We start from the raw sequence: 21,401 nt of genomic DNA, 5'->3' as shown, positions 1-21,401 counted from the left end.
GGCGTCGGGTTACGGGTCGTGGTGCGCCCGGGTTAACGCGCGGCGGCCTGCGGACGACACGCATGTGTCCTGGGGGCCTGGAGTGACCGGGGCTGCCGGGTGCCCCGGCGCCCGCCGAGGCGGCCGGGGACCCCGGCCCCCTACCGTCCCGATTGGAGTGCCCTGCGGATCGGTCCGCCGACCACCCGGCGGGCCCGGCGGTAGACGGACGCCGTCGGCACCGCCGCGCCGCCCTTGGCCGTGCGGGCCAGGTCGCGCCGCAACCGGTCGTTGTCCGTGGCGAGTTCGGTGATACGGCTCTGCAGCCAGCCGAACCTGCTGGTGAGCGAGGTCAGGTCGGCGTCGTTCCAGGGGCGGATGCCTGCCGGGAAGGACAGCGACTTCATGCGTGCGTCGAAGGCGGCGCCGCCGTCGCCGTGCGTGAACGTGTTCTCCAGGCCGTTTCTGTCCAGGAACGCCGTGAACCGCTCGAACCGCTCCTGGTGGCCGCTCATCAGGGCGCCGAAGTCCGCCTCCTCGTACAGCGCCGCGGGGTCCACGTCCTCGGTCAGCTTGTCGATCCGGCGGTGCGGGATGTCGAAGTAGCGGCACAGTTCGAGCGTGCGCGAGTCGCCGCACAGTACGGTCGCCGGCGTGCCCGCCAGCAGCGCCGCGATGTTGCCGTGGATGCGGGAGCCGAAGGAGAAGTCGAACGGGCGCAGGTCGTCGATCCAGGTGACCGGGTCGATGTAGACGCGGACCTTGTCCTCCCGGTACATCGGGTGGTCGGGGTGCGTCGGCATCGCGGTCACCGTGCCGTTCGGGTCGGACAGGTCCCGCCAGTGCAACTGCCGTGCGTCACTGAGGTTCTGGCCGATGAAGCGCAGGTAGGGGTAGCGGGCGTGGGCGCGGGTGATGACCCGGTCCAGGCCCTGCGACCTCACCGCGCTGTGCGAGCCGTTGACCGCGATCCGGGAGCCGGCGCCGAGGGCCGGCTCCCGCTTGGTGACAGTGAGCTCCTTGCCGTAGAGGAACAGCGACGGGCAGCCGATGACCTCGACGTCCCGGAACCCCAAATCGTTGAGGTACTTCTCGGTGAACTCGCCGCGCACCCCGATCGAGGCGCTGCGGTCGAGTACGGCGGAGACGAACTCGCGCACCGCGGGCTCGATGCCCTTCAGCCGTGCCGCGTTGTAGCCGAGCCCGGCCTGCGCGCCGACCCCCACCACGACCACGGGAATGCGCAGCTTGGTGATCAGCCGCGTCAGCCGCTTCAGCTGCCCCTCGAACGAGGGCCGGAACGCGTTCGCGAGCGGGACGACGAAGGCGTCGTACTCCTCGTTGATCCGGCCCGCCGCCGAGACGTCGGTGCGGATGCCGTTCGAGACGACCTCGGCGCGCGGGGTCTGAAGGATCTTGTGGGTGGCGTCGCTGAAGATCAGGTTGCCGGCGTTGGTGGCGATGACGTCCCGATGGAGGGCCTCCTCGACGGGGACGACCTCGTAGGGGCTCTTGCCCGAGCGGAGGAGGAGCCGCTTCGCGCGGTGAACGTGGTGAGCTTCGTGTGGCACAGCGTTCAACATAAGTTTGCGCCGTCTTTTACTTCTACAGGCAACCAGCGCAACCTTTTTGCCGTATGCAACGCGTGAGCAGGCCGTTACCGCCCGGCTGTCCGGGAGGTGGAATCGCCGCGCGCCGCGCGATCCTCTTCGCGTAGATTGCCGGACAGGGGAACCGGACGTACGCGAGGGGAAACAGCACAGGTGGCAGGGGCAAGGCAGGGTGTACGCGAGGCCCGCAGGATCGTCGTCAAGGTGGGGTCCTCGTCGCTGACCACCGCGTCCGGCGGACTGGACGCCGACCGCGTCGACGCGCTCGTCGACGTCCTCGCGAAGAGCCGCAGCGGTGGGGAGAGGGAGGTCGTCCTCGTCTCCTCCGGCGCCATCGCCGCCGGTCTCGCGCCGCTGGGCCTGCGCCGCCGCCCCAAGGACCTGGCTCGCCAGCAGGCCGCCGCCAGCGTCGGCCAGGGCCTTCTCGTCGCCCGCTACACCGCCTCCTTCGCCCGCCACGGCGTCCGTGTCGGCCAGGTGCTGCTGACCAGCGACGACATGAGCCGCCGCGCCCACCACCGCAACGCCTCCCGCACCCTCGACAAGCTCCTCGCGATGGGCGCGTTCCCGATCGTCAACGAGAACGACACCGTTGCCACGGACGAGATCCGCTTCGGCGACAACGACCGGCTCGCGGCGCTCGTGGCGCATCTGGTGCGGGCCGACCTGCTGGTGCTGCTGTCCGACGTGGACGGCGTGTACGACGGCGACCCCAGCAAGCCCGGGACCTCGCGGATAGCGGAGGTGCACGGTCCGCAGGATCTGGCGGAGGTGGAGATCGGCAGCGCGGGCCGGGCCGGGGTCGGCACCGGCGGCATGGTCACCAAGGTCGAGGCCGCCCGGATCGCGGCCGCCGCGGGCATCCCGGTCGTCCTCACCAGCGCGGTCCACGCGGCCGAGGCGCTGCACGGCGGTGACACCGGCACCTACTTCCACGCCACCGGCAAGCGCTCTGCCGACCGCCTGCTGTGGCTCCAGCACGCCTCCACCCCGCAGGGCTCGCTGACCCTGGACGACGGCGCGGTACGGGCGGTCGTCGAACGCCGGATGTCCCTGCTGCCGGCCGGGATCGCCGCAGTCGAGGGCGAGTTCAGCGCGGGCGACCCGGTCGAGCTGCGCGACAGCGCCGGGCGCGCGGTCGCACGCGGGCTCGTCAACTTCGACGCCAAGGAGGTGCCGCAACTGCTCGGGCGGTCGACGCGGGAGCTGGCGCGGGAGCTGGGGGCGGAGTACGAGCGGGAGGTCGTGCACAGGGACGACCTGGTGATCCTGGAGCCGTAGAGCTCGGTGGCCGTGGGGCTCATGCCTTGGTGATCCCGGGGTTCTGGGTGCCCTCCAGTGCCCAGGGGTGCCGAAAACAGGGGGAACGCCCCGTTGCCGACGTCGCCCTGAGGTGGACGTTCCGCAAAACCGCCCCGCGAGCCCTTGCGGCCTGCTCAACTTTGTCTACGGGACACATTCCGCACGACCACCGAGTCGGTCACTGCGTAAAGGAGGCCGTCGTGAGACGAGTGCGCCCTGGGACGGCGTCCCGCAGTGCCGGTGGGGCCTCGTCCCGTGCGGCCGGTGAGGAGCGCGCCTTGACGAGCGTCGCGGCCGGCGACCGCTACGAGGAGCCCAAGGACCTGCCCCGCCTGTGGCACGTCACCCTCAGCGTCTCCGGTCAGGAAGCCCCTCTGAAGGAGGTGCGGCGCGCCCTCGAACAGCTCGCCCACGACCACCCCTTTCTGCTGACCAGCCGGTACGCGTGCGACCACGCCGAGATCCGCTACTGGGAAGAGGCCCGCGACCTGCACGACGCCGCCGCGGTCGCCCTGCGCCTGTGGGGCGAGCACCGGCAGAGCGCGGGTCTGCCGCCCTGGGAGATCGTCGGACTGGAGGTCATCGACCGCGAGACCTACCACCTGCGGCTCGCCGAAGGCTTCGGACCGCCGCCGGCGACTCCGGTGGGTGTCCACCCGTTCTAGCGCGTAGCAGCGGGGGCGGGGCGGGGGGGGGGCGGGCAAAAGAGGGCGAGGGTCGCGTTTCGGTTCCGTCTCGCGGTTCGGAACACACGATGGACCGCCCACGCAGGCGCACTACCCTTCTTTCATGACCACGCTTTCGCCGTACGACTCCATGTCCCCGGTCAACCGGGCCGCCTACCGCGCCAAGGCCGCCGCCGCCGACCTCGCCCCGCTGCCGCGGGCCGAGAAGGACGACGCGCTGCTCGCCATCGCGGACGCCCTGGAGGTCCGTACGAGCGAAATCGTCGAGGCCAACGCCAAGGACATCGTCAAGGCACGCGAGGCCGGCACCAGCGAGGCGATCATCGACCGGCTGACGCTGACGCCGGAGCGCGTGCGGGCCATCGCCTCCGACGTGCGGGACGTCGTCGCGCTGCCCGACCCGGTCGGTGAGGTCGTCCGCGGCTCGACCCTCCCCAACGGCATCGACCTGCGCCAGGTCCGCGTCCCGCTGGGCGTCGTCGGGATCATCTACGAGGCCCGCCCGAACGTCACCGTCGACGCCGCCGCCCTCTGCCTGAAGTCCGGCAACGCCGTACTGCTGCGCGGCTCGGCCTCGGCGTACGAGTCGAACAGCGCACTCGTCCGGGTGATCCGCGACGCCGTGGGCGGGGCCGGGCTGCCCGCCGACGCCGTGCAGCTGGTGCCCGGGGAGAGCCGCGAGAGCGTACGGGAGCTGATGCGGGCCCGCGGGCTCGTCGACGTGCTGATCCCGCGCGGCGGCGCCTCGCTGATCCAGACGGTGGTCACCGAGTCCATCGTCCCGGTGATCGAGACGGGCACGGGCAACTGCCATGTCTACGTCGACGCCCACGCCGACCTCGACATGGCGATCGAGATCCTGATCAACTCCAAGGCCCAGCGCGTCAGCGTCTGCAACTCCGCCGAGACCCTCCTGGTCCACCAGGACATCGCTCCCGAGTTCCTGCCGCGTGCCCTGGACGCCCTCGCGGAGGCCGGGGTGACCGTGCACGCCGACGAGCGGGTGATGGCGTACGGCAAGGACTCCAAGGCGACCGTCGTCGAGGCGACCGCCGAGGACTGGGAGACCGAGTACCTGTCGTACGACATCGCCGCCGCGGTCGTCGACTCGCTGGACAAGGCCGTCGAGCACATCCGTCTGTGGACCTCCGGCCACACCGAGGCCATCGTCACCACCTCGCAGCAGGCCGCCCGCCGCTTCACCCAGCTGGTCGACTCCACGACGGTCGCGGTGAACGCGTCCACCCGCTTCACGGACGGCGGCCAGTTCGGCTTCGGCGCGGAGATCGGCATCTCCACGCAGAAGCTGCACGCCCGCGGACCGATGGGGCTGCCCGAGCTGACCAGCACCAAGTACATCGTCACCGGCGACGGGCACGTACGGCGCTGACCCGTATGGTGCTCAACCCGTACGGCGTAGGGGCGCGCGGCCAGGGCATATGCGTCAGACACGCGCCCCCGGGCAGCCTCCGTGCCGCACGACAGGTGTCTCACCAGGCAGATGAATTTCCATACCGTCTGCCCAAATTGACCCCCCAGGTCTACTCTGGAGCCGTGCCGGAGGACGTGGGGGGCACGCCGTTCCCTGACGGCTGGGAGCCCGACGACGACCACGACCGCGGGGTGTCGGACGAAGAGTTCGCCTCCGTGGTCTTCGACGAGGCCTTCGTACGTGCGGCTGCGGTGCACGAGCCGACCGCCGTCGAGCGCCTCCTGGCCGCCGCCCAGGCGAGAGCGGAGGCCTCCGAGGCGGAGGCCCGCCGGAGTCACGGCCGGGGCGAGCGGTACGACGACGGGTACGGCCCCGATGACCGCCCTTCTTTCGGCCATGACCCCGAGCTGGACGATCTGGACGACACGGACATCCTGGAGGGGCGCTACGGCGCTCCCGGGACGTACGGCAAGCAGGTCCGCTGGCACCGTCCCGTGGCCTGGATGCTCGCCCTCGTGATGGGCATCGGCATGGTCGCGCTGGCGTTCACGGCGGTCTACCGCGGCGCCTCCTCAGGCGGCCGGGAGCAGGTCCCGGCGCCTGCTTCGACCGGGCTGGAACAGGGCAGCGCAGCCGCTCCCTCCGCCTCCGCCGACCACTCCCAACCGGCCATCTCGGCGACCCCGCGCACGCCCTGATCGGCCCCGATCCATGGCCTGAACGCCACTGAGCGCTGTCTGACGATCCTGGTGAGAACCTGTCAGAACTTGTCGTGCAGCAGGGCGTTTACCTGAGCTCCTGGCGACCTACCCTGAAGATATGGGAGGGCCAGGAGACCCACCTGAGGGGACACCCGAGGGCGGCCCCGGAGGTGGCGAGGACGAGTACCGATCCGTCGTCTTCGACGAGTCGTTCGTCCGTGCTGCCCGCCTCCAGGAGTTCTCCGCGCAGGAGCGCATTGCCGACCACGCGCCGGCCGTGCGCCACCGGGCACCACTGCGGCGCGGCCTGTCCCGGCAGGCACTGATCCTGGTCCTGTTGATCGCCGTGGCCTTCGGTACGGCGATCTACATGGGTGTACGGCACCCCTACCAGACCCCGGCGAACTCCGGGCCGCCCGCCGAGCCGCTGCGCATGACCGTCATCCCGCTCGCCCCGGAGGGCAAGGTGCCCGGGGCGAGCGACACGGAGAACCTGTACGCGCACAGCCCCGCCGCTCAGTTCCGGCTCGGTGCGGAGGGCATACCGCTGCCGGCCGCCCGCCGTACCGCGCACTTCTCGGACAGCCAGGTGACGAACGCGCTGAGCATCGCCAAGGACTACATCGTGCGCTCCTCGCTGTATCCCGAGGTGCTCACCGGTGAGCAGAACCGTCCGGTCCGGGTGCTGCTGGATCCCGATCAGCTGGACCAGTTCGACCAGAGCTTCAGGCAGCCCGCCGCGGACGGGCGGCATGCGCCGACCGGGTGGCTCGTGCGCTTCGACCCCTCCCAGGCCGAGCTGGCGGATCGCAAGATCCGGGTGCAGGGGACGCTGCAGGCGGCGGAGACGGACTCGTCCACGCTCGAGGTCACGGCCGATCACACGTTTGTGTACGCGCTGCGGGCGGTGCGGGCGGGGTCCGGGGAGAAGGCGGCCGAGGCCTCGCTGTTCACCGTGCGGCGGGAGCTGCACTTCCGGTTCGACCGGGAGGACCTGCGGCTGCATCAGGCCCAGCTGGTCGTGTCCTACGTGCAGGCGGGGCCGCTGTCGTGCGCCGAGGACTCCACGAACCGGCTGCATCCGCTGCTGGCCGGGCAGACGGCGAAGGAGGGTGGTCCTGCGGGGACCGACCCCTATGCCACGGGTGGGGCGACGGCGCTGTGCGGGTCGCTGGCTTCGGGGTCCCAGCCGAAGGTCTGAGCGCCGGGGGTTTTTCACGCCCCCGCCGCCCCTACCCTTCCCGTCCTTGAAGGGGCGCTGCCCCTTCGGCCCCGGCCCCTGGGGGCTGCCGCCCCCAGACCCCGGCCATCGGCCTGAACGGCCTCGTCCTCAAACGCCGGACGGCTGACTTTGCGGGCCGTCAGTTGTCGGCTGGGCCGGTGCCGTCCGTGTCGTCGCGCCTCGGCTCGTCCTTCGGGGGTGCGCTTGTGAAGCCGCCGAAGCCTCGGCGTACGCGGCCGCCCAGGTCGCCTGCGCCGCCCGCTATGTCCGTGACCAGCTTCATCAGGGGGTCCTTGGAGGACTTCACGTGGGTGGCGTAGTGGGAGGCGGACTCGCGGAAGGAGTCGGTCACCGAGGCATCCTTGTCCTCGTCGCGGCGCGAGTAGTGGCCGTCCATGATCCGCTGGTAGTCGCGGGACTCGGCCCACTTCTTCAGCTCGGCCGCGCGGACCGTGGTGAAGGGGTGGGAGCGCGGCAGGACGTTCAGGATCTTCAGGACCGAGTCGCGCAGGTCGCCGCCCGCCTCGTACTCCTCGGCCTGCTTCAGGAACGCGTCCACGTTCATCTCGTGCAGATGGTGGCCGCCCGCGAGCTTCATCAGGCCGCGCATGGAGGACTGGAGATCCTGGCCGACCAGCAGGCCGGCGCGGTCGGCGGAGAGCTCCGACTTGCGGAACCACTCGCGCAGCGCCGTCACGATGGCCATGATCGCGATGTTGCCCAGGGGGATCCAGGCGACCCGGACCGCCAGGGTGGTGAGGAAGAGGAGGATCGTGCGGTAGACGGAGTGGCCGGAGAGCGCGTGGCCCACCTCGTGGCCGACGACCGCCCGCATCTCCTCCTCGTCGAGCAGCTCGACCAGGCCCGTCGTGACCACGATGATCGGCTCGTCCAGGCCGATGCACATCGCGTTCGGCACCGGGTCCTGGTTGACGTACATCGGCGGGACCTTCTCCAGGTCCAGGATGTAACAGGCGTCCCGCAGCATGTCGTTGAGGTGCGCGAACTGCTGGTCCGACACCCGCACCGAGTCGGACAGGAAGAGCAGCCGCAGACTGCGCTCCGGGAGCAGGCCGCTCAGGGCCTTGAAGACGGTGTCGAAGCCGCTGAGCTTGCGCAGGGCCACCAGGGCCGAGCGGTCCGCCGGGTGTTCGTACGCACGCGAGGAGATCCCCGGGAAACGCCTGCGCTGCCTGCTCGGTACGTTCTCGTGCCCGGTGTGCTCGTGGCCTTCGGACATGTCTTCCCCCATGTGCGTCTGGATGGCTCTCTACGGCCCTTTGCGGAGCCTTGTTCCGCCCTTTGCGCCCCCGAAGCAGAGCCCAGCCTAGGCGGAGTTACCGTGGACGGGCACTACAGCGAAGGAGTTCCGCGTCATGGAGCACAATCCCCCGGCCACCTGGCTCACCGGGGCCGCGAGCGCGGCCGAGCAGCAGGGGGCGGGAAATCTGCTCCGCGTCGTACTGATCGTGATGGTCGTGGGCTGTGTGCTGACCGCGTGGTTCCTGTTGCGGGGCTACAGGCGGAATGACGACTGAGCCGCCGGGAAGGTTCCCCGCGGACCGTCGAAGGCGCCCCAACGGTGGAGTCGGCGTGATCGCCGTCATGGCGCCCGCTTACGATGGGCCGACATCTTTATCCCGCCCACACCGGATAGGTCACGCCGAAGATGAGCTTCCACAGCGCCGCTGCCCAGTTGGTCACCCTCGCCGCCGAGGGCGAGGAGCACGGTGGCAACCACAACAGCATCAGCCCGTGGCTCACCGGGGGTGGCGCCTTCGTCATCCTGCTGCTCCTGCTGTGGATCACCACCCGCTTCAACCGCGACCGCTGAGTCCCGGCCAGGCCCTTCCCGGTCCGGCCGGCAGCTGCCCGGCCGGAGCCCTCAGGCGGGGCCGGTAGGGTCTGCACGCATGGGAGAGCAGGACATGCCTACCGGCCCCGGAAACGGCCCGTCGAACCGTGCCAAGCGCCGCCTCGGCGTCATGGGTGGAACGTTTGACCCGATCCACCACGGCCACCTCGTCGCGGCCAGTGAGGTCGCCGCGCAGTTCCACCTCGACGAGGTCGTGTTCGTGCCCACCGGCCAGCCGTGGCAGAAGAGCCACCGGCACGTCTCCCCGGCTGAGGACCGCTATCTGATGACGGTCATCGCCACGGCCGAGAACCCGCAGTTCTCCGTCAGCCGCATCGACATCGACCGCGGCGGCCCGACGTACACCGTGGACACCCTGCGCGACCTGCGGGCGCTCAACCCCGACACGGACCTGTTCTTCATCACCGGCGCCGACGCCCTCGACCGGATCCTGACGTGGCGGGACTCGGAGGAGCTGTTCTCCCTCTCGCACTTCATCGGGGTCACCCGGCCCGGCCATCACCTCAACGACCCGGGGCTCCCGGAAGGCGGTGTCTCGTTGGTCGAGGTTCCCGCGCTGGCCATCTCGTCCACCGATTGCCGCGCGAGAGTCGCAAAGGGAGACCCCATCTGGTATCTGGTGCCGGACGGAGTCGTGCGCTACATCGACAAGCGCGAGCTGTACCGCGGCGAGTGAGGCAGTGAGCCGAGAGGGGCTACCGGTGAACGACCGATACGACGCGGGGAGCGCGGGATACGAGGCGGACCAGTACGAACTGGTCGGCTACGACGAGTACGGGCAGCCGGTGTACCGGCAGATCCCGCAGCAGCAACAGCAGCCCCAGCAGCAGTACGACCCTTACGCACAGCAGGGCTACGGCTACGACCCGTACGCGACCGGTCGGCAGCAGCCGGCGCCGCCGTACGACCCCTACGGGTCCGGCGACACCGGTCAGCAGCCGCCCACGGCCGGCTACGACCCGTACGGCACGGGCACGCACCAGCAGCAGCACCACGGCGCCGCGCACTCGGCGCCGTATGACCCGTACGGCCGTACCGCCACTAGCGGTCAGCAGCAGCGGGTCGCGGAGCAGACCGCCTACATCCCGCAGCAGGCCGGGCCGGTCGAGGAACCGGTGGGTCAGGGGCGCGCTGACGGGGACTACCGCACCGAACAGTTCGCCTTCGTCGAGGAGCCCGACCAGGACTCCGAGGACGTCATCGACTGGCTGAAGTTCACCGAGAACCGCACCGAGCGCCGTGAGGAGGCCCGGCGACGGGCACGCGCGCGTGTCATCGCCCTCGTGGTCGTGCTCGCGATCGCCGCGGGAGGCGGCGTCGGCTACCTCTGGTACGCCGGGAAGCTGCCCGGCCTCGCGGCGTCGGAGGACAAGACAGACACCGCGACGCCCGTGGGCGCCCAGAAGCGTGACGTGATCGTCGTCCATCTGCACAACACCAAGAGCGGCGGCACCTCCACGGCGCTGCTCGTCGACAACGCCACCACCCGGCAGGGCACCACCGTCCTGATGCCCAACTCGCTCGCCCTGACCGGCGACGACGGCAGTACGACCACCCTGGCCAAGTCGGTCGACGACGACGGCTCCTCCGGGACGCGCGACGCGATCGACACCGTCCTCGGGACCGAGATCCAGGGCACCTGGCGGCTGGACACCCCGTACCTGCAGAACCTCGTCGACCTGGTCGGCAACATCGAGGTCGACACCAACGCCGACGTGCCCGACCCGGAGGCCAAGTCCAAGGGCGCCGCGCCCCTCGTCCGCAAGGGCAAGGCGCAGACCCTCAGCGGCAAGACGGCCGTCGCCTACGCCACCTACCAGGGCTCCGGCGAGGCGCAGAACGCCCAGCTGGAGCGGTTCGGGCAGGTCATGCAGGCCGTGCTGCGCAAGCTGACCTCGGACACGCAGGGCGCGACCACCACCGTGCAGACGCTCGGGATGATCATCGAGCCGCCGCTGACCGACAAGGACCTCGGCGCCTTCCTCGCCAAGCTCGCCGACCTCGCCAAGGGCGGCGACTACAAGACGGCCATGCTGCCCGTCCAGACCGACGGCACGCTGAGCGCGCAGGCGAGCGCGAGCGTCGTCAAGGAAGTCCTCGGCGGCAGCGCCAAGAGCCCCAGCAAGGACGCCGCGGTCCGCGTGTCCGTCCGCAATGCCAGCGGCGTCAAGGACAACACCAACGCGGCCCGCGTGGTGCTGCTGAACGGCGGCTTCACCTTCCTGGAGGGCGGCACCGCGTCCACCGCGGCCACCTCCGAGGTCGTCTACGCCGACGCCGCCGACAAGGACGACGCCACCGAGGTCGCCAAGACCCTGGGTCTGTCCTCCGAAGCGGTCAGCAAGGGCGAGACGTCCGGGAACGCGGACGTCTCGGTGGTCCTCGGCCAGGACTACGAGCCGTCGTCCTCGTAGCGGGGCCGCGCCCCACTCGACACCCGGGGCACCCCACGTGAGCCGATAATCACGTGGGGTGCTGTCGGCGGTCCGTGAGACCCTAGGTGTCAAGTGTCCGCCGACCGAAAGCCTTGTAGTGACCGCTACCGACCGTTCCCTCGAGCTCGTCAACACCGCCGCCCAGGCAGCCGCCGACAAGCTCGCGCACGACATCATCGCCTACGACGTCAGCGACGTGCTGTCGATCACGGACGCCTTCCTGCTGGCCTCCGCACCCAACGACCGCCAGGTCAAGTCGATCGTCGACGAGATCGAGGAGCGGCTCCAGAAGGAGCTCGGCGTCAAGCCGGTGCGCCGCGAGGGCGACCGCGAGGCCCGCTGGGTGCTGCTCGACTACGTCGACATCGTCGTCCACGTCCAGCACAGCGAGGAGCGCGTCTTCTACGCCCTGGAGCGGCTGTGGAAGGACTGCCCCGAGCTGGAGCTGCCCGAGGACGCCAGGGCCACCCGCGGCAAGGCCGCGGAGCACGCGAAGGTCCAGGCTGCCGAGGAGGCGGCCGAGCTGGGTGGTGAGTGGCGATGAGTGCCACCGGTGAGGTGGCCGCGGGCCGGCCCGGCAAGGGCCGCCGCGTCATTCTGTGGCGGCACGGCCAGACCTCCTGGAACGTGGAGCGCCGCTTCCAGGGCTCCACGGACGTCCCCCTCACCGAGGCCGGCATCTCCCAGGCCCGCCGCGCCGCCCGGCTGCTCGCCGGGCTCAAGCCCGACGCGATCATCGCCTCCGACCTCCAGCGCGCGGCACACACGGCCGCCGAGCTCGCCACGCTCACCGGCCTGGAGGTCATGCACGACGAGGCCCTGCGGGAGACCTACGCGGGCGTCTGGCAGGGGCTGACGCACGAGGAGATCATCGCCCGGTACGGCGAGGAGTACGCCGCGTGGAAGCGCGGTGAGCCGGTGCGTCGCGGCGGCGGCGAGCTGGAGACCGAGGTCGCCGACCGCGCCGCGCCCGTGGTGCTCCGGCACGCCGAGAAGCTCCCGGAGGACGGCACGCTGGTCGTGGTCAGCCACGGCGGCACGATCCGTACGACGATCGGCCGCCTCCTCGGCCTGGAGCCCAGGCACTGGGAGAGCCTCGGCGGCCTGACCAACTGCTGCTGGTCCGTCCTGGGCGAGGGTGCTCGCGGCTGGCGTCTGCTGGAGCACAACGCCGGCACCCTGCCGGAGCCGGTGCTCGGCGACGACGACTGACGCCGACGACGACTGACGCCGACGACGACTGACGCCGACGACGACTGACGCCGACGACGACTGACGCCGGTGGTCCCGGCCGGGGCGGCCCGGGACCCGGATTTCACTTTCCGGCAGGTCGCAGGCTAAAGTTCTTCTTGTTCGCCCCGCCGAGCGGGGCGAAAGACCACTGCGGTTCGTCCGCGTGGCACAAGGGGCTATAGCTCAGTTGGTAGAGCGCCTGCATGGCATGCAGGAGGTCAGGAGTTCAATTCTCCTTAGCTCCACAGCGAGACAACAAGATCCCGCCGATCGCTTCGATCGGCGGGATCTTCTGGTATCCGAACTGTTCGGGTCCGTCTTGAGTCACTTGGGCCTCGCAGGCGTATACCTCTCAAGAGGCGCTTTGGGGTGCGTGTTCGCACGCTTCGTTCGGCCGCGGAGGCTGCCGTGTCCGGACTGGTACTGAGGCGTCGCTGACCGTATTGGTCCGGCCGTGGCAGAATCAAACGGCCGAAGGGGGCGCGGCCCGACGGGAGGGAGTTGCGATGCCTGCGAGCATCTTCGGAGAGGCCGGTGGCCTCTTCGGAGCAGCGTTGGCACGGGATACGATCACCCGCCTCAGCTGCCCTTCCTGCGGCTCCGTCCACGTCGCCCAGCTCCTTGGGGACAACGGCGGAATTTCCTACGTGTGCACGGCCTGCGGCCACAGCTGGAGCTGATCGATGGGTGCACACAGGCGAAAGTGCGACTGGTGCGGCAGCGGAACGCCGATCGTCCGTGACATGGAACCGGTGAACCCCGACTACCAGTACTGGTGCGAGGAATGCGCGCGGGCGCTGATCATAAAGGGCGACCCGATCGAGACCTACCGTGAACTCGAGGGCGAGCCGATCTACGGCCGTCTCCTCGAAGAGCACTGCACGCTCAAGCGCTTCTATTCCTTCGTGACGGCTTGACCGACCGTCACGGCATGACCGCGGCCGGGGCCGCTGAGAGTCCTGAGGGCGACCCCGGCGATCACGAGGAAAAGGCACCCGAACATCCCGTACAGGGCAGACATCATCAACTCGATTCCGTTTTGGTGCAGTTCGTGCCGCCCTGCGCCGTGTGGCACCCACCACAGCGCGTACGACGAGAAGGCCAGCAGTGAGCCGAGGGCGGCGAGCCGGTACGCGTGCGTGCCGAGGAGCATGACCGCCGGCACGCACCACACCCAGTGGTGCGACCAGGACACGGGGCTGACGAGCAGGGCCGTCACCGCGCAGACGGTCACCGCCCAGGCCCGCCCTCCGCGCAACTCCGCCGCGACCGCCACACCGAGCCCTGTCGCGCCCACCACGGCCGCCGTGAGCGCCCAGGCGGCCCCGGGCTCCGGAGTGTGCAGCAGGCGCGCGAGAACGCCGCGCAGGGCCTGGTTCGCGGTGTCCTCGGCGTGCCCCACGCGGTCGGCGGCGAAGACGACGCGGGTCCAGAAACGCCAGGAGTCGTACGGCAGTACGGCCACGGCCAACAGGCTCGCCCCGGCGAACGAGGTGGCCGCCACGCGCGCGTGCCGCAGCCAGGGGCCGCGGCAGCCGTGCCGGCGCCGGGCCACGACACCGGTGGCGAGCAGGAACACCGCGAACAGAGCCGGCGTCAGCTTCACGGCTGCCGCGAGCCCGATCCCGACGCCGGTCCAGCGGGCCTCCGGGCGGCGTGACAGATCCCACAGCACCAGGACGGCGAGCAGCAGGTTGATCTGCCCGTACCGCAGCGTTGTCCACACCGGCTCGCACCATACGGCCACCCCCGCGACCCACCAGGCGCTGTCCACGCGCGCGTGCCCGACCAGGCGCAGGGACTGCCGTACGAACACCACGAGCAGTGCGAGGTTCCCGGCCGTCGCCAGGGTGCGCAGCGTCGCCGTGTCGAGGAAGGTCAGCGGCGTGAACAGCAAGGCCGCGAACGGCGGGTAGGTGGCGGGCAGCCGGGCGGCTGTCGCCCGCAGCGTGTACAGGTCGCCTCCCGTGCGTACGGTCGCGCCCTCGGCCCGGTACACCATCAGGTCGATCATCGAGACGTGCGCGGCACGTTGAGCCATCCAGAACGCGGCGAAGGAGACCAGGCAGGCGCCCACGGCGACCGGCGCTCGGCGGCGGACTGCGGAGGGCGCGATCGCGGTCACGAAGTACGACATTAGCGGCCGTACCGGTCCGGGTCGGAAACGATTTGGTGCTCCGTGAGGTCGACCGGTAATGTTGGCGTCGCCGCCGGGGAAACCGGGCGCCGCAGTCAAGATGCGGCTCCGCCTCGTGGCCGCAAGGGGCTATAGCTCAGTTGGTAGAGCGCCTGCATGGCATGCAGGAGGTCAGGAGTTCAATTCTCCTTAGCTCCACAGCAGATCCCGCCGGATCGGTTCGATCCGGCGGGATCTTTTTTGTGCGGTGCGCAGCTGTGCGAACGAGGGGCCGTCCGGTGTGGGCGGCCCCTCTACGCGTGCGTGCCCTGCTTCAGCGACCCAGCGCCCGCCTGCCGCGGCCCTGGGAGAGGACCGGCAGGTTGCGGGACGACTCCTGCGCGCGGGTGTCCTCTTCCAGGCGCAGGGCGAGGGCCGGGCAACGGCGCACCGCGCGCAGGGCCTTGGCCTCGGCGTAGCGAGGCACCTTCGCCTGGGCGACGGTGGGGAAGCCGTCGGCGCCCAGTTGGAAGACCTCCGGGAGGATGTCCGCGCACAGGCCGTGCCCGCGGCACAGCGTCCAGTCGACGTAGATCTTCTGGCGGCTGGGGCCGTTCTCCTCGGACTCGGCGCCGCCCGGGATGCCCGACGGAGCCCTGCCGCCCTCGAAGAGCGGCAGAACGCCCTCCACGGGCCGTCCGCAGCCGTTGCCGAGGACATGCGCCGCGAGGTCGTCCGTGAACGCCTTGATGGTCGACTCCAGGAACATCGCGGAGCCGTCGGGGTGCGAACACGCGCCGCGCCGCTTCACGTTCTTGGCGACCTGCTTGAGCGCCTCCAGGGCGGCCGGGCCACCGCCGTTGAGAATGTCCTCCAGGCCGCGCGCGGCGGCCGGCAGACCGAGGTAGCAGGGGCCGCACTGGCCCGCGCTCTCCTCGGCCAGCCACTGGGCCACCCGCAGCGACTCGCCCAGCGGGCAGGTCTCCTGAGTGATCGGCAGGATCGCGCCGGCGCCGAGCGCGCCGCCCACCGCGTCCAGGGAGTTGCGCGAGACGATCGTCTCGTTGACCGTCGCCGCGTCGATCCACTTGCCGTGGTAGCCGCCGGTCAGCACGCCCTGCGGGACCGGCGGGGCGCCGGCGAGCTGGAGGACGTACCGCAGCGGCACTCCCGTGGGGACCTCGATGACCATCGGGCGGGCGACCGCGCCGGAGACCGTGAGCATGACGGTGCCCGGCTCGTCGTACAGGCCGGTGTTGCCGTAGCGCTCCGGGCCGATGCGGGCGGCGATGGCCAGCTGGGCGAACGTCTCGGCGTTGGACAGCAGGGTGGGGGCGCCGCCGACGCCGTTCTGTGAGGCGCTGACCTTGCGGCCGGCCGGGATCGCCGGGCCGCCGTCGATGGAGCGGATCACGGAGGCGGCGGCGCCGGTGACCATGCGCACCGGGTTGCGCTGGACGAACGCGCGTAGCGCGGACCGACGGCTGTTGCTGAGTCCGCGTTCGGAGAGGGCGGCCTCCATGGAGCGCTGGGTGGACTCCCGGGTCACAGCAATCACGAGCGTGCGGGCACCCAGGGCCTCGGCGCACAGCAGCGCCCCGTCCAGGATGAGATGGGGGGCACGGTTGATCATCACCGTGTCCTTGCGGCAGGCCGGTTCGTCCTCACTGCCGTTGACCACGACGACCGGCCGTACGCCACGCTTGATCGCGGACTCGGCGACCGCGCGCAGCTTCTTGTGGAAGGGGAAGCCCGCGCCGCCGCGGCCCTTCAGGTTGATGTTCTCGGCGAGCTTCGCGAGTTGCTCGCCGCCCATCGGTTCGAGCGGCCCGTGCACCTTCAGGTGCATGGGCAGATCAAGTCTTTCGACAAGGTCGAAGCCCGACGTGAGCTGCGGAAGACCGACTACGCGGACTTCTGGTACGTCGGGCAGGGCCTCGTTCACTTAAAGCCTCCGGAAGGCGTGTTCCAAGGTTCGCCCGAACCCGGTGCGTCGAAGTCGTAGGAGGCACCGGGGAAAGTTTCAGTGGCGGGACCGCTGTTGTTGTACGTGTCGTTCTGGTTGTACGTACCGAAGACGGCGTTTGTCTCAGCGGTGTCGTACACATCACTCGAACCGTAGCCCGAAGCCCCCGAGTCATAGTTCGGGGTGCCCGAATTGTCGTAGATGGGGATGTTGTATCCGGTGTCGTTGAGCGGGTCGTAGGCCGACGGGGGCGCCTCGCCGACCGGCGGTGGGGACGGGATCGGCCAACTGCCCGAGGTGCTGCCGCCGCCGTCCACGCGCGGGATCGCCTCCGTCGGCTGCATGTCCAGGGGCAGGTCCATGCGTGCGGTCCGGTCGGACGCATAGGGCTGCTGCTGCCCGCCGGAGCGGGGTGACACGGCGCGGTAGGCGGCGGCGAATCCGCCGGTGGTCTCCGCTGCCGAGGGGGCTTGGGAGGGCATGCCGGGCAGGCGGCCCGGGCGCTCGTCGCGCGCCGGGCGCCGGCTCTCGTAGCCCGGCAGCGAGGAGCTGGACGCCGCCCTGGCGCGGCTCTCCTCCAGGCCCTCGCGGCCCGCGGGCTCGTTGCCGATGATCTGGGCGAGCCGGTCGGCGACCTTGCGCTTGAAGGGGCGCGGTGCCGCGCGCAGGGCCAGTGCCGCGGCGACGGCGACCACACACAGCTCGTAACACACCATGAAGAACGTCGCCGCCGGGCGGCCGGCGAACAGTCCGTGGAGCAGGGCCGCGCACCAGGCCGGGTAGGCCAGCATGTGCATCATCCGCCAGCGCGCCGCGACGGGCGCCGGGGACGCGAAGCGGTTGCGCAGCGCGCCGGTGACGCCGACGAAGATCATGAGCATGGCGGCCAGGGTGCCCAGGCCGATGAGGAAGGCGCTGCCCGGGATCTCGCTGCCGCCGGCGAACACCAGGCCGAAGGGGATCAGCGCGGCGATCGGGCTGGCGTGCTCCAGTGCCAGCTTCACACCGATGTGCACCAGGAGGAACGCGATCGACGCCACAGCGGTCACTCGGTGGATGGCCTGCGCGATGAGCCGCTGCCGGGTGTTCAGGATCATCCGGTCCTGGGCGACGAGCCCCCAGATCACCGAGCAGGTGAGACAGACGAGGGACAGCACGCCGGCGCCGAAGTTGAGGAACTCCAAGAAGGCGTCGTCCATCACACTGTCGTTTGGATCCGTCGTCACGGCATGCCTCCCGAAAACGCGATGAGGGGTATGGGTGACCGAGTGTGAGCGACCGACGCCCCCCGGGCCGGGCGATCCGGCCTGAGGGGCGGGCTGCTGTGGGGACGAGGGTTCATGGGGGCAACTCCGAACGGTTCGGGAAGGCGGTCCCGCTGCCGCACTCTAAGTGGCTCCATACCGGGGAGTACGGCGTTTGAGTTATTGCGTTGTTATCTACGGGCTGCGCGGGGCGTGTGTTGTCCCTTAGCGACTGTTACGCCAGGTAACAGTTGAGCGTTATTCAACTTTTCGAGGTCTTCACAACTCTCAGGTACGGAATCGGGGGCGCGGTTGTTCATGCGTGAGCCCCCTCGTGAGCCCCGTCATGCGCCCCGCGGAAGTCCGTCGCGACCCGCTCGGGCGCTGCGGTACCCTGACGCCATGCGTGCCGTACGCCTTCTGCTTAGCGGGCCGCGCTGATCAGTCCCGACCACCGGGCGAATCGGATGGTCGGAATCGGCGCGGCGTCCCCTCCTGTGCGAGGGGATTTTTCGTTTCCGGAGAACTGCAGCCGCTTGCAGAGACGATCGATGGAGCTTTGAGGATCATGAGCGAGACGAACTCCGCTGCCACCGCCGAGGTGGCCGCGCCGCACCGCTACACGGCCGCCATGGCGGCCGAGATCGAGGCACGCTGGCAGGACTTCTGGGACGTCGAGGGCACATACGCGGCGCCGAACCCCAAGGGTGACCTGGCGGGCGACCCCGAGCTGGTCGCCAAGCCCAAGAAGTTCATCATGGACATGTTCCCGTACCCCTCCGGAGCGGGCCTGCACGTCGGTCACCCGCTGGGCTACATCGCCACCGACGTCTTCGCGCGCTTCCAGCGCATGACCGGTCACAACGTCCTGCACACACTGGGCTTCGACGCCTTCGGCCTGCCCGCCGAGCAGTACGCCGTGCAGACCGGCACGCACCCGCGCGTGTCGACCGAGGCCAACATCAAGAACATGCAGAGCCAGCTGCGCCGGCTGGGTCTGGGCCACGACAAGCGCCGGTCGTTCGCCACGATCGACCCGGACTACTACAAGTGGACCCAGTGGATCTTCCTGCAGATCTTCAACTCCTGGTACGACGGTGAGGCGAAGAAGGCCCGTCCGATCTCGGAGCTGGTCGCCGAGTTCGAGTCCGGTGAGCGTGCGGTACCGGCCGCTGACGGCGGCACGCGTGCGTGGAGCGAGCTGAGCGTCGCCGAGCGCGCGGACATCCTGGGCGAGTACCGGCTGGCGTACGCCTCTGACGCGCCGGTCAACTGGTGTCCCGGCCTGGGCACCGTGCTGGCCAACGAGGAGGTCACCGCCGAAGGCCGCTCCGAGCGCGGCAACTTCCCGGTCTTCAAGGCCAAGCTGCGCCAGTGGAACATGCGGATCACCGCCTACGCCGACCGGCTGCTGGACGACCTGGACGAGCTGGACTGGCCCGAGGCCATCAAGCTGCAGCAGCGCAACTGGATCGGCCGTTCCGAGGGTGCCCGCGTCGACTTTCCCGTGGACGGCGAGCGCATCACTGTTTTCACCACGCGCCCCGACACCCTGTTCGGCGCCAGCTACATGGTGCTGGCGCCCGAGCACCCGCTGGTCGAGAAGTTCACCCCGGACGCCTGGCCCGAGGGCACCCACGACGTCTGGACCGGCGGTCACGCGACCCCGGCCGAGGCCGTCGCCGCCTACCGCGCGCAGGCCGCCTCCAAGTCCGACGTCGAGCGGCAGGCCGAGGCCAAGGACAAGACCGGCGTCTTCATCGGCTCGTACGCGACCAACCCGGTCAACGGCGAGCAGGTCCCCGTCTTCATCGCCGACTACGTCCTGATGGGCTACGGCACCGGCGCGATCATGGCCGTTCCTGCAGGTGACCAGCGCGACTTCGAGTTCGCGCGCGCCTTCGAGCTGCCGATCGTCTGCATCGTCGAGCCGACGGACGGGCGGGGTACGGACACCTCGACGTGGGAGGACGCCTTCACGTCGTACGACGCGAAGATCATCAACTCCTCCAACGGGGACATCTCCCTGGACGGCCTGGGCGTCGCCGAGGCCAAGGAGCGCATCACCGAGTGGCTGGAGCGGTCCGGTGTCGGCGAGGGCACCGTCAACTTCCGGCTGCGCGACTGGCTGTTCAGCCGCCAGCGCTACTGGGGCGAGCCCTTCCCCATCGTCTACGACGAGGACGGCATCGCCCACGCGCTGCCCGAGTCGATGCTGCCGCTGGAGCTGCCCGAGGTCGAGGACTACTCGCCGCGCACCTTCGACCCGGACGACGCCGACACCCAGCCCGAGACGCCGCTGTCGCGCAACGAGGACTGGGTCAACGTCACGCTGGACCTGGGCGACGGTCCGAAGCGGTACCGGCGTGAGACCAACACCATGCCCAACTGGGCCGGTTCCTGCTGGTACGAACTGCGCTACCTGGACCCGCACAACAGCGAGAAGCTGGTCGACCCCGAGATCGAGCAGTACTGGATGGGTCCGCGTGAGGGCCAGCCGCACGGCGGCGTCGACCTGTACGTCGGCGGCGCGGAGCACGCCGTGCTGCACCTGCTGTACGCGCGCTTCTGGTCCAAGGTCCTGTTCGACCTGGGACATGTCTCCTCCGCGGAGCCGTTCCACAAGCTGTTCAACCAGGGCATGATCCAGGCCTACGTGTACCGCGACAGCCGCGGCATCGCGGTGCCGGCCGCCGAGGTGGAGGAGCGCGACGGCGCGTACTACTACCAGGGCGAGAAGGTCTCCCGGCTGCTGGGCAAGATGGGCAAGTCCCTGAAGAACGCCGTCACTCCGGACGAGATCTGCGCCGAGTACGGCGCCGACACGCTGCGTCTGTACGAGATGGCGATGGGCCCGCTGGACGTGTCCCGGCCGTGGGACACGCGCGCGGTGGTCGGCCAGTTCCGGCTGCTGCAGCGGCTGTGGCGCAACGTCGTCGACGAGACGACCGGTGCCGTGACGGTGGTGGACGCCGATCCCGACGAGGACACGCTGCGTGCGCTGCACAAGGCGATCGACGGGGTGCGTGGGGACCTGGAGGGCATGCGGTTCAACACCGCGATCGCCAAGGTCACCGAGCTGAACAACCATCTGACCAAGGCGGGCGGCCCTCTGACGCGCTCCGTCGCCGAGGCGCTGGTGCTGATGGCCGCGCCGCTGGCCCCGCACATCGCCGAGGAGCTGTGGCGCAGGCTGGGGCACACCGACTCGGTGGTGCACCGGGACTTCCCGGTCGCCGATCCGGCGTATGTCGTCGACGAGACCGTGACCTGTGTCGTGCAGATCAAGGGCAAGGTCAAGGCCCGCCTGGAGGTCTCGCCCACGATCTCCGACGAGGAGCTGGAGAAGGTGGCGCTGTCCGACGAGAAGGTCGTGGCGGCGCTGGACGGCGCCGGGATCCGCAAGGTGATCGTGCGGGCGCCGAAGCTGGTGAACATCGTTCCGGCGTAGGCGTAGGCGCGAGCGACCGGCGAATCGGAGGTTCGGCCGGGGCTGACGTCCGCTCGGGGTGATCCCCTACGGGCAGGTTCGGGGTTCTTCTGGAACTCCGGGCCTGCCTGCTGCGTTTACCGTTGAGGAGTGACGCGGTGTGTGCCGC

At 70.1% G+C, this 21,401-nt stretch carries 18 protein-coding genes and 2 tRNA genes; 15 read left to right on the top strand and 5 right to left on the bottom strand.

Translation table 11 applies throughout. The features are described from left to right. Window positions 1-140 precede the first annotated feature (140 nt). Window positions 141-1,562 carry a polysaccharide pyruvyl transferase family protein gene (locus ACFY5C_RS13370; protein ID WP_389443912.1) on the bottom strand — a complete coding sequence of 474 codons (1,422 nt, stop codon included), beginning with the start codon at window positions 1,560-1,562 and terminating at the stop codon, window positions 141-143. Window positions 1,563-1,742: 180 nt separating this feature from the next. Between ACFY5C_RS13370 and proB the strand changes: the two genes are divergently transcribed. The 5 genes from proB (at window position 1,743) to ACFY5C_RS13345 (ending at window position 6,911) form a co-directional block, all read left to right on the top strand. Further along, complete coding sequence (gene proB / locus ACFY5C_RS13365) at window positions 1,743-2,870, top strand: glutamate 5-kinase (RefSeq protein WP_389443910.1); 1,128 nt, start codon at window positions 1,743-1,745, stop codon at window positions 2,868-2,870. A gap of 230 nt (window positions 2,871-3,100) precedes the next feature. Further along, window positions 3,101-3,556 carry a hypothetical protein gene (locus tag ACFY5C_RS13360; protein WP_389444139.1) on the top strand — a complete coding sequence of 152 codons (456 nt, stop codon included), beginning with the start codon at window positions 3,101-3,103 and terminating at the stop codon, window positions 3,554-3,556. 124 nt (window positions 3,557-3,680) lie between these two features. After that, the gene (locus ACFY5C_RS13355) at window positions 3,681-4,967 is read left to right on the top strand and encodes a glutamate-5-semialdehyde dehydrogenase (RefSeq protein ID WP_389443908.1); all 1,287 of its coding nucleotides are present in this window, start codon (window positions 3,681-3,683) and stop codon (window positions 4,965-4,967) included. Window positions 4,968-5,104: 137 nt separating this feature from the next. Next, window positions 5,105-5,707, top strand: a complete 603-nt coding sequence (locus ACFY5C_RS13350) for a hypothetical protein (RefSeq protein ID WP_389443906.1) — start codon at window positions 5,105-5,107, stop codon at window positions 5,705-5,707. A 121-nt stretch (window positions 5,708-5,828) separates the two neighbouring features. Further along, entirely contained in the window at window positions 5,829-6,911 is a 1,083-nt protein-coding gene (locus tag ACFY5C_RS13345; RefSeq protein ID WP_389443904.1) for a hypothetical protein, read from the top strand. A 160-nt stretch (window positions 6,912-7,071) separates the two neighbouring features. Here ACFY5C_RS13345 and ACFY5C_RS13340 read toward each other — a convergent pair whose 3' ends face one another. After that, window positions 7,072-8,184, bottom strand: a complete 1,113-nt coding sequence (locus tag ACFY5C_RS13340; protein ID WP_389443902.1) for a M48 family metallopeptidase — start codon at window positions 8,182-8,184, stop codon at window positions 7,072-7,074. 124 nt (window positions 8,185-8,308) lie between these two features. Here ACFY5C_RS13340 and ACFY5C_RS13335 point away from each other — a divergent pair, with 124 nt between their 5' ends. The 8 genes from ACFY5C_RS13335 (at window position 8,309) to ACFY5C_RS13300 (ending at window position 13,393) form a co-directional block, all read left to right on the top strand. After that, window positions 8,309-8,470, top strand: coding sequence for a hypothetical protein (locus tag ACFY5C_RS13335; protein ID WP_389443900.1), 162 nt, complete (start codon window positions 8,309-8,311; stop codon window positions 8,468-8,470). Window positions 8,471-8,601: 131 nt separating this feature from the next. Continuing rightward, window positions 8,602-8,766, top strand: a complete 165-nt coding sequence (locus tag ACFY5C_RS13330) for a hypothetical protein (RefSeq protein ID WP_107119861.1) — start codon at window positions 8,602-8,604, stop codon at window positions 8,764-8,766. Between the two features lie 79 nt (window positions 8,767-8,845). Next, window positions 8,846-9,484: a nicotinate-nucleotide adenylyltransferase gene (nadD, locus tag ACFY5C_RS13325; protein WP_383611116.1), complete on the top strand. Its 639-nt coding sequence runs from the start codon at window positions 8,846-8,848 to the stop codon at window positions 9,482-9,484. Between the two features lie 25 nt (window positions 9,485-9,509). After that, a complete protein-coding gene (locus tag ACFY5C_RS13320) occupies window positions 9,510-11,222 on the top strand; it encodes a LytR C-terminal domain-containing protein (RefSeq protein WP_389443898.1) in 1,713 nt (570 codons plus the stop codon). A 118-nt stretch (window positions 11,223-11,340) separates the two neighbouring features. After that, the gene (gene rsfS, locus ACFY5C_RS13315) at window positions 11,341-11,787 is read left to right on the top strand and encodes a ribosome silencing factor (protein WP_389443897.1); all 447 of its coding nucleotides are present in this window, start codon (window positions 11,341-11,343) and stop codon (window positions 11,785-11,787) included. Next, complete coding sequence (locus ACFY5C_RS13310) at window positions 11,784-12,455, top strand: histidine phosphatase family protein (RefSeq protein ID WP_389443895.1); 672 nt, start codon at window positions 11,784-11,786, stop codon at window positions 12,453-12,455. The genes rsfS and ACFY5C_RS13310 overlap by 4 nt, the downstream gene beginning before the upstream one ends. A gap of 193 nt (window positions 12,456-12,648) precedes the next feature. Continuing rightward, window positions 12,649-12,721 (top strand) — tRNA-Ala (locus ACFY5C_RS13305). A gap of 438 nt (window positions 12,722-13,159) precedes the next feature. After that, window positions 13,160-13,393 carry a hypothetical protein gene (locus ACFY5C_RS13300; protein WP_003976229.1) on the top strand — a complete coding sequence of 78 codons (234 nt, stop codon included), beginning with the start codon at window positions 13,160-13,162 and terminating at the stop codon, window positions 13,391-13,393. Here the strand turns inward: ACFY5C_RS13300 and ACFY5C_RS13295 are convergent. After that, complete coding sequence (locus ACFY5C_RS13295) at window positions 13,372-14,613, bottom strand: glycosyltransferase 87 family protein (RefSeq protein WP_389443893.1); 1,242 nt, start codon at window positions 14,611-14,613, stop codon at window positions 13,372-13,374. The two genes, ACFY5C_RS13300 and ACFY5C_RS13295, sit on opposite strands and share 22 nt — an antisense overlap. Before the next feature lie 125 nt (window positions 14,614-14,738). Here ACFY5C_RS13295 and ACFY5C_RS13290 point away from each other — a divergent pair. Next, window positions 14,739-14,811 (top strand) — tRNA-Ala (locus ACFY5C_RS13290). Between the two features lie 115 nt (window positions 14,812-14,926). Here the strand turns inward: ACFY5C_RS13290 and ACFY5C_RS13285 are convergent. Next, window positions 14,927-16,537, bottom strand: a complete 1,611-nt coding sequence (locus ACFY5C_RS13285) for an NADH-ubiquinone oxidoreductase-F iron-sulfur binding region domain-containing protein (RefSeq protein WP_389443891.1) — start codon at window positions 16,535-16,537, stop codon at window positions 14,927-14,929. After that, window positions 16,534-17,757 (bottom strand): cytochrome b/b6 domain-containing protein, encoded by a 1,224-nt coding sequence (locus ACFY5C_RS13280; RefSeq protein WP_389444137.1) that lies wholly within the window; start codon window positions 17,755-17,757, stop codon window positions 16,534-16,536. Before ACFY5C_RS13280 ends, ACFY5C_RS13285 begins: the two co-directional genes overlap by 4 nt. Window positions 17,758-18,370: 613 nt before the next feature. Between ACFY5C_RS13280 and leuS the strand changes: the two genes are divergently transcribed. Further along, the gene (gene leuS / locus ACFY5C_RS13275) at window positions 18,371-21,253 is read left to right on the top strand and encodes a leucine--tRNA ligase (protein WP_389443889.1); all 2,883 of its coding nucleotides are present in this window, start codon (window positions 18,371-18,373) and stop codon (window positions 21,251-21,253) included. The last annotated feature ends 148 nt before the right edge of the window (window positions 21,254-21,401 follow it).

It is taken from the genome of Streptomyces sp. NPDC012935, from assembly GCF_042900345.1.
Taxonomy (GTDB): domain Bacteria; phylum Actinomycetota; class Actinomycetes; order Streptomycetales; family Streptomycetaceae; genus Streptomyces.
Note: the sequence above shows the minus strand (reverse complement) of the source record. Positions and strands in the feature narration are given on the sequence as shown.